Raw genomic sequence first — 14,702 nt, forward strand, 5'->3', positions numbered from 1 at the left:
ATCCGATACACCGAGTCGCCCGTATCGCAGGCAAGCCAGCTCCCACAGAAAAGCAGCCCACGGTGTACCCTAGAATTTGCGTCATCCGAGGTTTTTGAAATGAATGTTTTGATCATTGGCAGCGGTGGCCGTGAACACGCCCTGGCCTGGAAAGTTGCCCAGGACCCACGCGTTCAGAAAGTTTTTGTCGCCCCCGGCAACGCCGGCACCGCCATCGAAGCCAAGTGCGAGAACGTTGCCATCGACGTACTGGCGCTTGAGCAACTGGCCGACTTCGCTGAAAAGAACGTGTCCCTGACCATCGTCGGCCCGGAAGTGCCGCTGGTAGCCGGCGTGGTGGACCTGTTCCGCAGCCGTGGCCTGGACTGCTTCGGCCCGACCGCTGGCGCTGCCCAGCTGGAAGGCTCCAAGGCGTTCACCAAGGACTTCCTGGCGCGTCACAAGATCCCGACCGCCGACTACCAGAACTTTACCGAGATCGAGCCGGCCCTGGCCTACCTGCGTGAAAAAGGTGCACCGATCGTGATCAAGGCCGATGGCCTGGCCGCCGGCAAAGGCGTGATCGTGGCGATGACCCTGCAGGAAGCCGAAGACGCCGTGCGCGACATGCTCGCCGGTAACGCCTTTGGCGACGCCGGTTCGCGGGTGGTCATCGAGGAATTCCTCGACGGCGAAGAAGCCAGCTTCATCGTGATGGTCGACGGCAAGAACGTACTGCCGATGGCCACCAGCCAGGACCACAAACGCGTCGGCGACGGCGACACCGGCCCGAACACCGGCGGCATGGGTGCCTACTCCCCTGCCCCGGTGGTCACCGCCGACGTGCACCAGCGCGTGATGGACCAGGTGATCTGGCCGACCGTGCGCGGCATGGCCGATGAAGGCAACGTATACACCGGCTTCCTGTACGCCGGCCTGATGATCGACAAGGCCGGCAACCCGAAAGTCATCGAGTTCAACTGCCGCTTCGGCGACCCGGAAACCCAGCCGGTCATGCTGCGCCTGCAATCGAGCCTGGTGCTGCTGGTGGAGGCCGCCCTCGCCCAGGCCCTGGACAAGGTTGAAGCACAATGGGACCCACGTCCGAGCGTCGGCATCGTGCTGGCCGCCGGCGGCTACCCGGCCGATTACGCCAAGGGCGACGTGATTGAAGGTCTGGACGCGGCTGCTACGCTGGAAGGCAAGGTGTTCCATGCCGGCACCGCGCTCAAGGATGGCAAGGTCGTCACCGCCGGTGGCCGCGTACTCTGCGCCACCGCGATGGGAGCCAGCGTCGACGCCGCGCAACAACAGGCGTACGCGCTGACGGCGAAGATCGATTGGAAAGGCTGTTTCTACCGCAAGGACATCGGCTATCGCGCCATTGCCCGTGAACGTGGCGAGAACCAGTAAGTAGCTATTCGTTCGGTCAGGCAAGGGCCCCAGGCCCTTGCCGTTTGCAGGCCACCCCGCGCATAGTTAACCCGTGCATCAACCTACGAAGGGATTTCGCCGTGCGCTGGCTCAGGATCGCCATAGGTTTCACAGTCAGTCTGCTGACGCTGCTCTGCTTGTTCCCGGCCCAGGCCGCCGCGCAAGGCAGTGGCTGGGCAGTATTGTTTGATGAACAGGCCGACCTGCAACTGAGCGACATCCGTTCCGCCCGCTACACCAACCAATTCAGCCCCATCGAACTGGACCGCATTACCGCCGCGGCGCCGGACGGCGCGTTGTGGGTACGCTTCAAGCTGCAACCCGGCAAGCACGAACAACTGCTGCGGGTCTTCGCGCCCGACCTGTCCCACCTGAGCCTCTACGTCCTCGACGGCGACACCCTGGTGGAGCAACAAAGCACCGGCACCCGACAGCCCCAGGCCGAGCGCCCGCTGCCCAGCAGCGACTTCATGCTGCCGATGCCCCAGAGCCAGAAGCCCCTCGAGGTCTATCTGCGCCTGGTGTCGGAACACGAGCTGCGTCCTTATATCACCCTGGAACCGGCAGTCTTCGCCGCCGCCGACCAGAACCAGACGCTGATCTACGGCCTGCTGTTCGGCTGTCTGCTGATGCTGATCCTGCACAACCTCACCCGCTTCGCCTACCACCGTTCCCGCAGCAGCCTGTGGCTGGCGGCCTGCGAACTGCTGTTGATGCTCAGCCTGGCGCTGCTGCTCAACCTGGTGGGCCCGTGGTTGCCCAACTGGCACGCCGTACAGACTCCGGGCGCCTACCTCGCCCTGCTGCTGACCGCGCCCTGCGGGCTGATGTATGCCTATCGCTTCTTCATGCCCCTGGGTCCGCACCCGCTGAACAAGCTGCTGATGGCCGACATCCTGCTCATCGTGCTGTGCGGCCTCTTGCTGCTGTTCGTCAACACGCTGCCGCTGAACATCATCACCTACGCCCGGGTGGCCCTGGCGGGCCTGAGCATGTTGTTCGTCTCGGCCTACCACTGGCAGAAAGGCTACCGGCCCGCGCGCCTGTTCGTGGCGGCGATGGTGGTGTTCAACATCGGCACGCTGATCATCCTGCCGGCCCTGCTCGGCCTCACTTTGGTGGCGCCGCAAGGCTTGATCGTGACCCTGCTCGGTTTCATCTGCCTCAGCGGCCTGCTGATGAGCCTGGCCCTGGGCGAGCGCCAGCGCGCCATTGTCGAGACACGTTTCAGCCTCAGCCGCGACTTGGCCGCCAGCAACGCCGAAATCGCGGCCAAGGCCGAATTCCTGGCGAAGATCAGCCACGAAATCCGTACGCCGATGAACGGCGTGCTGGGCATGACCGAACTGCTGCTGGGCACCCCCCTGTCGGTGAAACAGCGCGACTACGTGCAGACCATCCACAGCGCCGGCAATGAACTGCTCACGCTGATCAACGAAATTCTCGATATCTCCAAGCTCGAGTCAGGGCAGATCGAGCTGGACGACGTGCAATTCGACCTCAATGCGCTGATCGAAGACTGCCTGAGCATCTTCCGCGCCAAGGCCGAACAGCAGAACGTCGAGCTGATCAGCTTTATCCAGCCCCAGGTGCCCCGCGTGATCAGTGGCGACCCGACGCGCCTGCGCCAGGCGCTGTTGAGCCTGCTGGAAAATGCCTTGCAGAAAACCGATGAGGGCGAAGTGCTGATCGTCGTCGCCCTCGACGAACGCAGCACCAAGCCACGCCTGCGCATCGCTGTGCAGGACAGTGGCGTACCGATGGAAGCCGCCGAGCGCGACGCCCTGCTGCACAGCGAATTGCACAGCAAGAACTTCCTCTCGGCCACTCGCTTGAGCGGCCACCTGGGTCTGGTCATCGCCCGCCAGCTCATCCTGTTGATGAACGGCGAGTTCGGCATCAAGAGCGGCAGCCACCAGGGCAGCACCCTGTGGCTGACCCTGCCGCTGGACCCGGAGCGCCTGGAGCATCCGACCTCCGACCTCGACGGCCCGCTCAAGGGCGCGCGCGTGCTGGTGGTGGACGACAACGACACCTGCCGCAAGGTGCTGGTGCAGCAATGCACGGCGTGGGGCCTCAACGTCAGCGCCGTGCCATCGGGCAAGGAAGCCCTGGCCCTGTTGCGCACCAAGGCGCACCTGCGCGATTACTTCGACGTGGTGCTGCTGGACCAGAACATGCCCGGCATGACCGGCATGCAACTGGCAGCGAAGATCAAGGAAGACCCGAGCCTGAACCACGACATCCTGCTGATCATGCTCACCGGCATCAGCAACGCGCCGAGCAAGATCATCGCGCGCAATTGCGGGATCAAGCGCATCCTCGCCAAACCGGTGGCCGGCTACACGCTCAAGACCACCCTGGCCGACGAGCTGACCCAGCGCAGCAAAGGCGGCACGCACACACGCCCGGCCCTCAGCGCCCCGGCAGCCGTGACCGTGCCCACTGACTTCCGCATTTTGGTGGCCGAAGACAACAGCATCTCCACCAAAGTGATTCGCGGCATGCTCGGCAAGCTCAACCTCAACCCGGACACCGCCAGCAACGGCGAAGAAGCGCTGGAAGCGATGAAGGCCCAGCGCTACGACCTGGTGCTGATGGACTGCGAAATGCCGATCCTCGATGGTTTCTCCGCCACCCAGCAACTGCGGGCGTGGGAGGTGAGCCACCAACGGATCCGTACACCGATCGTGGCCCTCACGGCGCACATTCTGTCGGAACACAAGGAGCGCGCGCGCCAGGCCGGGATGGACGGGCACATGGCCAAGCCGGTGGAGCTGTCGCAATTGCGCGAGTTGGTGGAATTCTGGGTCGCGCAGCGCCAACAGCGCCCTGAACATGCGCCTTCCTGACCGATCGTTCCCGCCCGACCTGAAATACAGCCCATTGTGGGAGCTGGCTTGCCAGCTCCCACATTGACCGATCAGGGCCGCTTCGCAGCCCAGCGCAGGACAAGCCTGCTCACCACAGAAGCTGACTCCTCCAAAGTGGGTACGCCTGATAGACTCCCTCGGACCTTCCTGCCGCGAGCCGCCCCCATGCTCCACGTGTTATTCAGCGTCTACCTGAAAATGCTGGTGCTCTACAGCCCCTTCTTCGTGCTGTCCTGCTTCATCAGCCTGACGCGAGGCTATTCGAGCAAGGAACGGCGGCGCCTGGCGTGGAAAGTGGCACTGGCCACCCTGGTCTCGAGCGTGTTGCTCTACCTGTTCGGCCGCGTCATCTTCAACGTATTCGGCATCACCGTGGATGCCTTCCGCATCGGCGCCGGCAGTGTGCTGTTCATCTCGGCCCTGGGCATGGCCCAGGGCAAGTCGGCGGTGCAGACCGACAACGTGCAGCAGGACGTGACCATCGTACCGTTGACCATCCCCCTCACCGTCGGCCCTGGCACCATCGGTGCGTTGCTGGTCATGGGCGTCAGCCAGCCGCACTGGGATGACAAACTCACCGCCATCGTCAGCATTGCCCTGGCCAGCCTCACGGTGGGCGTGGTGCTGTATTTGTCCAACCGTATCGAACGCATCCTCGGCGACCAGGGTTTGCAGATCGTCAGCCGCCTGATGGGGTTGTTCGTCTGCGCCCTGGCCGCACAAATCATCTTTACCGGGGTACGTGGCTACCTGGTGCCCTAGATCCGGTACTTGGCAATCGCCAGTTGCACCTTGTCGCCCGCGCTTTCGCGCATCAACTGGATCGTTTTTTCGTTGACCACCGACGTGTTCAGCACCAGGCAAGTCTGGCCGCTGAAAGCCTCGAACGAGGAACTGTCCCATTCCAGGAAGGGCAACCCCACCTGTTTGCTCACACCGCGTGTGCTGTAGGTCACCAGCATCATCATCAGTTCGCCCTCCGTTTGCGCGCAGGACGCCAGGCCAAAATCGCCGCCCTGATGCACGCTGCTGTTGCGCTTGAACAATTCGAACGACGCCGGCTGCTGTTTCATTGCCTCCAACGCATCCGCCGCCAGCTTCGGCAGTGCCGCCAGCAAGGGACCTGCCAGTGATGTGGCGGTCAATGCCGCAATCATGTTCAGTGCCGCCAACTGCACACTCAGCCCCTTGCCGGCGCTTGAGACCCGCTCGAAGCAGCTGCGCACCGGCAGCCAACCCAGACTGATCATCACCTTGATGAATTCGTCGTACCACGCCTCCGTACCCCGCTGCACCTTCAGTACGTCGCTGACGTAACTGCTGGCCAGCAGGTAGCTCTTGCGGATGTACTCACGGTTCAGCCCGGACACCCCCTCGACAAACGAAATCACCCCGTTGTTGACCACTGCCGCGTTGCTGTCGTCCTCGACGTTGACCGGCAGCGGCGCAATGGCACCGGGCGCCCCCGGCAGCTTGTAGGCCGCAATCAGCTTGCGCCGCTTTGTACTGTTGATCCTTTTGTGATGTCGCTCCATTTACCTTCTCCACAAACACCCCACACGGGGCTTGCCCTCACACTAGTCCAGTGATTGACAGGCTTTCCAGACGACAAACATCCCTCAGTGCCCACGCTCCAAACCCGGCGTCCAGCATTCCTGCGGGACACCCGTGGGCCTTCCGGTTTTCGTCGGGTAAAAAAGAAAAAGCCCCGAACGACCGCAGGAGAATCCCTGGGGTATTCGGAGCTTTCCGGCGTACGGCGGTGCGTTTTCAGGAGGCTGGTTTTTCGCCATACCAGCGCGGCGTATACACCCATTCTCCGCCACCGGCCCGTGGGAACACGCAGGTGGTGGACGAACCGATCAGCACCATGGTGCGCATGTCGACCTGGTCCGGGGTCAACCGGCCCAGCGTGGTCACACGCAAGGTCTGCCCCGGGCGGCCGATATCACGGCCCAGCACCACCGGCGTCTCGGGCGCGCGATGCAGCGCGACGATTTCCAGCGCGCGTCCCAACTGCCAGGGACGCGAACGCGAGATCGGGTTGTAGAACGCCAGCGCCAGGTCGGCCTGGGAAGCCAGGTCTAGGCGCTTTTCGATGATCGACCACGGCTTGAGGTTGTCCGACAGCGACATCACGCAAAAGTCATGGCCCAGCGGCGCACCGGCCTGGGCGGCCGTGGCCAGGCTGGCCGAAACACCCGGCAGAATTTCCAGGTCGACCTGATGCCATGCCGGGTCGCTGGACTCGTGCAATGCCTCGATCACCGCCGCGGCCATGGCGAAGACGCCCGGGTCACCGGACGACACCACCACCACCGAACGGCCTTGCGCCGCCAATTCGAAGGCATGGCGCGCGCGCTGCATTTCTTCACGGTTATCGGTGCAGTGCTGCACCTGATCCTCGCGGAACGGCCCGGCCATGCGCACATAGGTTTCATAGCCCAGCACATCGGTGCAACGCGCCAGTTCAGCCTTGACCGCTGGCACCATCAACTCGGCGGCGCCGGGTCCCAGGCCGATCACCGCAAGACGGCCACGCACGCGACCGACTTGCGAGAGATCCAGCGGCTGCTCGGCAACGCTGACCACGATATCGGCCTCCTGGCCGATGTTGGTGAAACGCAGCGGCACGTTCAGCGCCAGTGCCGCTTCATGCAGCGACGCCTCGGCCATCTGCGTGTCACTGGCCAACAGGCACGCCAGGGATTGCACGGCGATACCCGCTTCATGCAATGCGGTGCGCACACGCTCGGCCAGTTGCGCGCCAGGCTTGCAGGTGACGCTCACATTCTTCGGGTAGATCCGCAATTCATGGGGCGCGGGCGGGCGCTCGGCACTGCTTACATGGATCGCCAGGCGCGCCTGTTGGTCCTGCGGCAAGTGGGCTTGATCCAGCCAGGGCGCCGCGCCTTCGATACGCACGCTTTCGCCGGCCAGCAAATCCGAGACGAAGCGCTTGCCCAGCTCCAGGTCGGCCAATTCATAGCCGCGCGGCGGGTTGAGCAGGCAGGTGCCGAAGCGCAGCTCGCCACTGGTGGTAATCGCAGCGGCGACCTCCAACGCAGCAGCGATTTCCCGCGCCATGACATTCACACCGCCCAGGCCACCGAGCAACGGCACCACCGCACTGCCGTCTTCGGCCACGGCCAGCACCGCAGGCTCCTCGCCTTTTTCCAGCAACAGCGGCGCCAGAGTACGGATCACGATGCCCGCCGCGCACAGCACAATCAATGGCGTGCCTTGCTGATACAGCTGCCGCAGCGTGGCGCCGAATTCGCTGTAGCGCTGGTCCGCGCCCTCGACACGCCCGGTCAGGCCGTGGATCACCGCGCCGGGATACACCTGCTGGATCTTGCGCGCAGTGGCCAGGCTGCCCTGGCCCAGAATCACAATCGCCGGGCGCATCAACCTTGCCACCGTTCACCGGGCACGATGATCAGCGAAAAATACGGCGACGACATCGGCTCCACCTCGTCCAGCGGCACAATCTTCTGGTTGGCCATGGTGGCGCGCTCCACATACAGCGCCCGCCCGGCCAGACCGAGTTCCTCCAGCACCTGACGCACCTTGGGAAAGTTGCGGCCCAGCTTCATGATCACCGCCGCGTCGGCGTCCGCCAGGCGGCGTTTGAGATCGTCATGGGGCAGCACACCCGAAAGCACCGACAGGCTCTGATTGCGGTACACCAGCGGCGCGCCCAGCACCGAGGCGCCGCCGAGCATGGAGCAGACACCGGGGATGACCTGCGCTTCGTAGCGCTCGGCGAGGCGGTCGTGCAGGTACATGTAGGAACCGTAGAAGAACGGGTCGCCCTCGCAGATCACCGCCACATCGCGGCCCGCGTCCAGGTGCGCGGCCACGTCGAGGCTGGCCAGGTCGTAGAAATCGCTGATCACCTGCTCATAGGACATCGGCGCCGGCAGCACCTCGGTGGTCACCGGGTACACCAGCGGCATCAGGGTCTGCTGGGGCACCAGGTGCTGCTCAATGATGCCGAAGGCGTTGCCCTTCTTGCCCTTGGCCACGAAGTACGCCACCACCGGCGACTCGCGCAGCAGGCGCAAAGCCTTGAGGGTGATCAGTTCCGGGTCGCCGGGGCCCACGCCCAGGCCGATCAAACGTCCGCGTACCTGCATCATTCGACCTCCGTGGCCAAGGCATTCACCGCTGCGGCGGCCATGGCGCTACCGCCCAGGCGACCCTGCATGATCACAAACGGCACGCCCCGGCTGTCGGCAGCGAGCATGGCCTTGGATTCGGCGGCGCCGACAAACCCGACCGGAAAGCCCAGGATCAACGCCGGTTTAGGGGCGCCGGCGTCGAGCATTTCCAGCAGGTAGAACAACGCGGTCGGCGCGTTGCCGATCACCACCACACTGCCTTCCAGGTGCGGGCGCCACAACTCCAGCGCGGCAGCGGAGCGGGTATTACCCAGCTCACGCGCCAGCTCCGGCACGCTGTCGTCGCGCAGGGTGCAGATCACTGGATTGTTGGCCGGCAGGCGCGCACGGGTCACGCCTTCGGAGACCATCCGCGCATCGCACAGGATCGGCGCGCCGGCCGCCAGCGCATCGCGCCCGGCCTTGCCTGCGCCTTCGGAGAACTGCAGGCCGTCGATGGCCTCGACCATGCCGCAGGCATGGATCACGCGCACCGCGAGCTTTTCCAGATCAGCCGGGATACGGTCCAATTTGGCTTCCGCGCGAATAATGGCGAAGGAGTTGCGATAGATCTCCTGACCGTCGCGGATGTAATCAATCATCGGTGTTGCTCCGTGGGCGGGCGCGCAGCAGGGCGCCCGTCGCTTCTATGGAAAGGTTGCGCGCGTGCAGCCGGCCAAAGCCTGGGTAGGCGGCATCGCGAAAATAGAGGTCATAGCGACCGGGGCTCACCGCCAGCAAGGTCACCGGCGCGGTGTGCGCCGCGGCGCAGGAACGGGGGCAGCCGGACAGGTGCACATCGTGGTCAGATTGCAGCTCAGCCAGTTGCACCGCGTCAGCCTTGGTATCGGCCAGTGCTTTGCCACAACCGCTGGAGCCGGTGCAGGCGGTCATGTGGGACAGGGGCTGGTCGACCGAACAAAGAAAGCCAAGCTGCGCCAGGCGCTCGGTCACGGCCTGCGGTTTCTCGACGTTGGGCAGCAGCAAGCCTTGCCAAGGGGTGAAGCGCAGGGTGCCGTCGCCGTACTCGCTGGCCAGTTGTGCCGCGCCTTTGAGCATCGCCGAATCCAGGCGCCCCAAAGGCGCAATGGCCGCAACGTAGAACAGATTTTTTTGCGCTTGTGGATAAGTGCCGAGGTGCAGCAAAGCGCTGCTGGGCGGGCGTTTGAAGCCGTCCGGCGCCAGTAATGGCAGGCTGAGGCGGCTCAATAACTTATCCACAGCCAGATGACGCATGCGGGTTTGCGCGGGCGTGGCGAGGTCGAGAAACGCTTCCAGCACGGCCACCACCAACGCATGGCCCTGCTCCAATGGCACGGCGGCCACCGGCGCATCCAGCCCCGGGCAACCCGCCAGACCGAACGCGAGCAGCGTCTGGCCATCGCGCACGAACGCCGACAGCCACAGGTCATGGTGATGTTCGAGCATCGCCAGCGCCTCACCGCCATCCAGTTGCACGGCGAACTTGGCCGACAGCTCATGGAAACGCGGATGGTGTTGCAGGGTATTCAGGATCGCTCCGGCCAGCGGGCGCGTGTCGAACAGCATCTGCGGGTCGATGCCGGCGCTGGGGCTGAGCATCAGGTTGCGCACGTCGTCGCCGGCGGCGTTGCTGGGGCCCAGTCCTGCGGCCAGCAGCCTGTCGATCAGGGCGCCCTCTTCGGCGCCGATCCCGCGTATCTGCAGGTTGGCGCGGTTGGTGGCCTCGATCACCCCACCCGCATAGGTCTGCGCTGCATCCGCCACCGCGTGGGCCTGTTCTGCGGTGATGCAGCCACCGGCCAGTTTGACCCGACAAATGCCGCCGTCCAGCGCCTGGACAATACGCAGCAACCCCGGACAAGCCGAGGGGCGCAAGGTATTCACAGCGGGCGTTGGTTTCACGGGGCTACCGGTTGACGGGTAAAGGCGCGGTATTATGCCTGCTTTGTCCGACGGCATGAAAAGCCTGCCCGTCGGATGTCGTTCAAGGAATTCATATGTCGCCCTGGCTGACGGTTGTAGGCATCGGTGAAGACGGCTTCAAGGGGCTGGGCAGGAATGCCCGACATGCCCTGTTGCGCGCCACGCGGATTATAGGTGCTCGGCGCCAGTTGGACCTGTTGCCGGTGTGTATTCGCGGCGAGCGTGAGTTGTGGCCGAGCCCGTTCTCGTTGGACCCGGTGCTGGCGCGGCGCGGCGAACCGGTGTGCGTGCTGGCCAGCGGCGATCCGATGTTTTATGGCGTGGGCGCGAGTCTGGCGCGGCAGGTGGCGGCGGATGAGTTGCTGATCTTGCCCGCACCGTCGTCGGTGTCCCTGGCAGCGGCGCGGTTGGGCTGGCCGTTGCAGGACGTGGTGACGTTGTCTGTAGTGGCCCGGCCGTTGGCGGCGCTGAATGCGCATCTGGCCAGTGGCGTGCGGTTGTTGGTGTTGAGCAATGATGGTCGCAGCCCGGCGCTGATTGCCTCGTTGTTGGCTTCGTGCGGGTTTGGGCCGAGCCGCATCTCTGTGTTTGAACACCTCGGCGGCGCCGATGAGCGGCGCATCGACGGGCTGGCTGCGGATTGGCAACACGCTTCGGTCGCCGATTTGAATCTGGTTGCCATCGACTGCGCATCTGACCCGAAGGCTGTGCGCCTGTCGCGTCTGGCGGGCCTGCCGGATTCAGCCTTCAAGCACGACGGCCAACTGACCAAACGCGATGTCCGCGCCATGACCCTCGCCCGCCTCGCACCGATGCCCGGCGAATTGCTGTGGGACGTGGGCGCGGGCTGCGGCTCTATCGGCATTGAATGGATGCGCGCCCATCCGAGCTGTCGCGCGCTGGCAATTGAAGCGGATGAAGGCCGCCAGGGTTTGATCGAACACAACCGCGACGCCCTCGGAGTGCCCGGCCTGCAACTGATTCGCGGCAAGGCGCCCGAGGCGTTAAGCGGCCTGGAAGCGCCGGACGCCATCTTCATCGGCGGCGGCGTCACTCGCGACGGCGTGCTCGACACCTGCTGGCAACAGCTGCGACCAGGCGGGCGCCTGGTCGCCAACGCTGTAACCCTGCAAAGTGAAATGACCTTGATGGATTGGCGTGCGCGACATGGCGGCGAGCTGACGCGCATTCATGTGGCCCAGGCGCAGCCGCTGGGGGAATTCGATACGTGGCGCCAGGCGTTGCCGATCACCTTGCTGGACGTGGTCAAGCCGTTATGAAGCGCGTCCTGCTGCTGGGCGGCGTGACTGAGGCGCTGGCCATTGCTCGCACCTTGGGGCCGGAACATATCTACAGTCTGGCCGGTGTTGGTCGTGTGCCGAATGACCTGACCTGCCAGGTGCGAGTCGGTGGTTACGGCGGCGCCGAGGGGTTGGCGCAGTTTGTTCGCGATGAGGGGATTGGCCTGATTCTCGACGCGACCCATCCGTATGCGGCGCAGATCAGCCGCAATGCTGCCGAGGCTGCGCAGGTATGTGGCGTTCCTTGCTGGGCATTGCGACGACCGGCGTGGCAGCCGCAAGCGGGAGATGATTGGCGTGAGGTCAGCGATTGGGCCTCTTTGATCGAAGCGCTCAAACCCTTCAAACGTCCGCTGTTCACGCTGGGCCGTGAGCCGTTGCAGCACCTCGACGAAATCCCCGCCGAACAGTTTTGGACGCTGCGCGCGCTGGATGCGTACCCGGGGAACGAGCGGTGTGAAGTGATCGGCGCGCGCGGGCCGTTTTTGATCGAGGACGAGCGTGTGTTGTTTGAGCGACGTGGCATTGATGTGCTGATCAGCAAGAACAGCGGCAGTACGGCCACCGAGCCGAAGCTGGAAGTGGCGCGCGAGCGTGGGGTGCCGGTGCTGGTATTGAAGCGACCGGTGTTGGCGGCGGTGGATCGGGAGTTCACCAACGTGGCTGCGGTGCTGCAGGCAATCACCACGCTCTAAACACCACCGATCCCCTGTGGGAGCGGCGGTGCGACGATTCGACTTGCCCGCGATAGCGTCCTGTCAGCCAACTCATCTATAACCGGTGTACCGCAATCGCGGGCAAGCCCGCTCCCACATTTGGACGGTGTTGTCAGGCTGCAGTTGTCGCTGGGCCGCAGCCCTTGTGCACACGATCAGCCAGCAACTGCGCCAGCTCAATCAACTGCGCAACGCCCAACAACTCCTCTCGCTTCGAGCCTTCCAGGTTAAACGCAAGATCGCAGCTCAGCGCATTGGCCGAGGCGAGGGTTTCGCTGAGGTTGACCAGCAGGTCTTCGGTGCTGATGCCGTCGGCTACGGTGAATAGCCGGATGGGGGGATTGGGGGTGGGTTTGATCATTGTGAAGCTCCTTAGGAAAGTGGAGCTGCCACTGATTCGCCGCGACGCGATAGAGGGTGGCAGCTGTACGCAGGTTCGCGGACCGGTCCTAAGGAAACCCGGCATACCCGAAGGTATCCCGCGCACAGCCGCCATAGCGCCGCACAGTAGACGCTAAAAAAGCGCCAACTGAAAGCAGACGATGACGCTTAGCGTCCATAGGAACCCGGGCCGCGACGCCCGGCCGCTGAGTTTGCAGCGGTGCACGGAGACTAGAGATCGAGTTTCCTAGGGGCAACCTTAAAGGCTTGTCGGATATTTCTGTCGAATGACTCCATATTCGAGCCGAGCGCAATCCAAAATGTGGGAGCGGGCTTGCCCGCGAAGACGGCGTGTCAGTCACCCGATGTATTGGCTGACACTCCGCATTCGCGAGCAAGCCCGCTCCCACATTTAGCACCGCGTTGTCCTTGATATCGGCAACATCTCAGTTCCCGTCTATCCTCAACCACTGGCACTGCGACACCAAACCACACCGCCCCTTTTTACTTATCCCCTACGATCAGGCTAAATACCCGCCTGATCGTTTAACCCTACGGATTGTCCGCCATGGCCCGTCAACGCTTTGCAATTGTGTGGATCGCCTGCTTTGCAGTGCTGTTCAACGCCTTTGCCATGCCGATGGCCGGGGCGATGCAGCAGTCCCAGGACCCGGTGCAACAATTGCTGTGGGGCAGTTTCTGCTCCTCCAACGGGGCGAGTTTCAAGACGATTGCCCTGGGCAAGCTGGAGATTCCGGCGCCGCAGCAGGACGATCATTCCACCATGCAGCATTGCTGGTGCTGCTCAGGCTCGGCGCCGCTGGTGGCGCTGCCGGGGCATGTCCCGCAGTTGTACCTCACCCAATTCAATACCTCACAGCGCTTGCCGCCGCCCCGGCTGCAAGGCCCGACCCCGCGCCAGCAATGGCCGAGCCTCAACCCGCGCGCCTCTCCAACGGTCTGATTTCTTCGCAAGTGAACTGCGTTTAGAACCGTTCTGGAGAACTGCCATGCTCAAATCTTCCCTGCTTCTGGCGGCGTTGTTGCTGCCGGTGTGTGTCGCTGCCAATGCCGATGACTACAAGGTCGGCGAACTGGTAGTCAGTGAACCCTGGTCACAGGAGTTGCCGCCGAACGCCCCGACGGTCGCGGCCTACTTCGTGATTCATAACCAGGGCGAAACCCCGGACCGTCTGGATAGCGTCGAGACGCCGGTGGCAGACAAGGCCGAGTTGCATGAGCATGTGATGCAGGGCGACCTGATGAAGATGCAACTGGTGCCCAGCGTGGCGGTGCCGGCCAAGGGTGACCTGACCTTCGCCCCCATGGCCTATCACGTAATGCTGCTGGGCATCAAAGACCGCAGCCTGTTGACCGACGGCAAGCAATTCCCGCTTACGCTCAACTTCAAAAACGCCGGCAAGATCGAGGTGCAAGTGTCGGTACAGAAAGTCCCGCCGATGGCCGGCCACGGGCACAAGCACCCGCAATAGGCTGACAGTCGATGGGCGCCCCTCGCGCCAGGTTTTCTCCACACGCCCGCGTAAGACGCGGCAGTTGGATCAGCCTGTTCGCCATGCTGATGATCTTTATCGGACCGCTGATTTCCCAGGCGATGCCGATGGACCATCACGCCGGTATGTCGATGAGCATGCCCATGGACATGCCGATGGACCACGGCGATTCCCATCACAAAAAGGCACCTGACGAACACCACGCCCTCTGGTCCAAGTGCGGCTATTGCGACCTGCTCTACAGTTGCCCCGCCCTGCCCGGCGGCACGTCAATATTCACCCTGGGCAGCCCACCGCCCGCCAACGCCCTCACCCCCGCCACACGCCTGGGCCATGCCCGGCAGAGCATCTTCCCCGGCGCCCGCAGCCGCGCGCCGCCCATCGACGCGTAAGCGCTTCACAGCGTTACTCCATCCCGGCCGACTTCAGACAGACC

14 protein-coding genes are annotated in these 14,702 nt (G+C 63.9%); 8 read left to right on the forward strand and 6 right to left on the reverse strand.

Going from position 1 to position 14,702, the window contains the following annotated elements; all coding sequences use genetic code 11:
* Positions 1-99 precede the first annotated feature (99 nt).
* From purD to ACW9IN_RS25270, 3 genes are all read left to right on the forward strand, one after another.
* Positions 100-1,392 (forward strand): phosphoribosylamine--glycine ligase, encoded by a 1,293-nt coding sequence (gene purD / locus ACW9IN_RS25260; RefSeq protein ID WP_457368393.1) that lies wholly within the window; start codon positions 100-102, stop codon positions 1,390-1,392.
* 101 nt (positions 1,393-1,493) lie between these two features.
* Entirely contained in the window at positions 1,494-4,265 is a 2,772-nt protein-coding gene (locus ACW9IN_RS25265) for a response regulator (RefSeq protein WP_457368394.1), read from the forward strand.
* Between the two features lie 186 nt (positions 4,266-4,451).
* Entirely contained in the window at positions 4,452-5,048 is a 597-nt protein-coding gene (locus tag ACW9IN_RS25270; protein ID WP_457368395.1) for a MarC family protein, read from the forward strand.
* On the opposite strand, the gene ACW9IN_RS25275 is transcribed toward ACW9IN_RS25270, so the two are convergent.
* From ACW9IN_RS25275 to cobG, 5 genes are all read right to left on the reverse strand, one after another.
* Positions 5,045-5,821: a hypothetical protein gene (locus ACW9IN_RS25275; protein WP_457368396.1), complete on the reverse strand. Its 777-nt coding sequence runs from the start codon at positions 5,819-5,821 to the stop codon at positions 5,045-5,047. The genes ACW9IN_RS25270 and ACW9IN_RS25275 overlap by 4 nt on opposite strands.
* A gap of 235 nt (positions 5,822-6,056) precedes the next feature.
* Positions 6,057-7,694 (reverse strand): precorrin-3B C(17)-methyltransferase, encoded by a 1,638-nt coding sequence (gene cobJ, locus ACW9IN_RS25280; RefSeq protein WP_457368397.1) that lies wholly within the window; start codon positions 7,692-7,694, stop codon positions 6,057-6,059.
* The gene (locus ACW9IN_RS25285; RefSeq protein WP_457368398.1) at positions 7,694-8,428 is read right to left on the reverse strand and encodes a precorrin-2 C(20)-methyltransferase; all 735 of its coding nucleotides are present in this window, start codon (positions 8,426-8,428) and stop codon (positions 7,694-7,696) included. The genes cobJ and ACW9IN_RS25285 overlap by 1 nt, the downstream gene beginning before the upstream one ends.
* Positions 8,425-9,051 (reverse strand): precorrin-8X methylmutase, encoded by a 627-nt coding sequence (locus ACW9IN_RS25290; RefSeq protein WP_034126410.1) that lies wholly within the window; start codon positions 9,049-9,051, stop codon positions 8,425-8,427. Before ACW9IN_RS25290 ends, ACW9IN_RS25285 begins: the two co-directional genes overlap by 4 nt.
* Positions 9,044-10,390, reverse strand: a complete 1,347-nt coding sequence (gene cobG / locus ACW9IN_RS25295; RefSeq protein WP_457368399.1) for a precorrin-3B synthase — start codon at positions 10,388-10,390, stop codon at positions 9,044-9,046. Before cobG ends, ACW9IN_RS25290 begins: the two co-directional genes overlap by 8 nt.
* A 38-nt stretch (positions 10,391-10,428) precedes the next feature.
* Here cobG and cbiE point away from each other — a divergent pair, with 38 nt between their 5' ends.
* Positions 10,429-11,634 carry a precorrin-6y C5,15-methyltransferase (decarboxylating) subunit CbiE gene (gene cbiE, locus ACW9IN_RS25300; RefSeq protein ID WP_457368400.1) on the forward strand — a complete coding sequence of 402 codons (1,206 nt, stop codon included), beginning with the start codon at positions 10,429-10,431 and terminating at the stop codon, positions 11,632-11,634.
* Positions 11,631-12,350, forward strand: coding sequence for a cobalt-precorrin-6A reductase (locus ACW9IN_RS25305; RefSeq protein WP_457368401.1), 720 nt, complete (start codon positions 11,631-11,633; stop codon positions 12,348-12,350). Before cbiE ends, ACW9IN_RS25305 begins: the two co-directional genes overlap by 4 nt.
* A 133-nt stretch (positions 12,351-12,483) precedes the next feature.
* Here the strand turns inward: ACW9IN_RS25305 and ACW9IN_RS25310 are convergent, their stop codons facing one another.
* Complete coding sequence (locus tag ACW9IN_RS25310) at positions 12,484-12,732, reverse strand: DUF6124 family protein (RefSeq protein WP_457368402.1); 249 nt, start codon at positions 12,730-12,732, stop codon at positions 12,484-12,486.
* Positions 12,733-13,320: 588 nt separating this feature from the next.
* On the opposite strand from ACW9IN_RS25310, the gene ACW9IN_RS25315 reads away from it, so the two are divergent.
* From ACW9IN_RS25315 to ACW9IN_RS25325, 3 genes are read left to right on the forward strand one after another with little or no spacing between them, the layout of a single operon-like run.
* Positions 13,321-13,716 carry a DUF2946 domain-containing protein gene (locus ACW9IN_RS25315; RefSeq protein ID WP_457368403.1) on the forward strand — a complete coding sequence of 132 codons (396 nt, stop codon included), beginning with the start codon at positions 13,321-13,323 and terminating at the stop codon, positions 13,714-13,716.
* Between the two features lie 46 nt (positions 13,717-13,762).
* Entirely contained in the window at positions 13,763-14,245 is a 483-nt protein-coding gene (locus ACW9IN_RS25320) for a copper chaperone PCu(A)C (RefSeq protein ID WP_457368404.1), read from the forward strand.
* Between the two features lie 11 nt (positions 14,246-14,256).
* Entirely contained in the window at positions 14,257-14,658 is a 402-nt protein-coding gene (locus tag ACW9IN_RS25325) for a DUF2946 domain-containing protein (RefSeq protein ID WP_457368405.1), read from the forward strand.
* The last annotated feature ends 44 nt before the right edge of the window (positions 14,659-14,702 follow it).

The sequence above is a fragment of the Pseudomonas sp. SDO5271_S396 genome, from assembly GCF_054071795.1.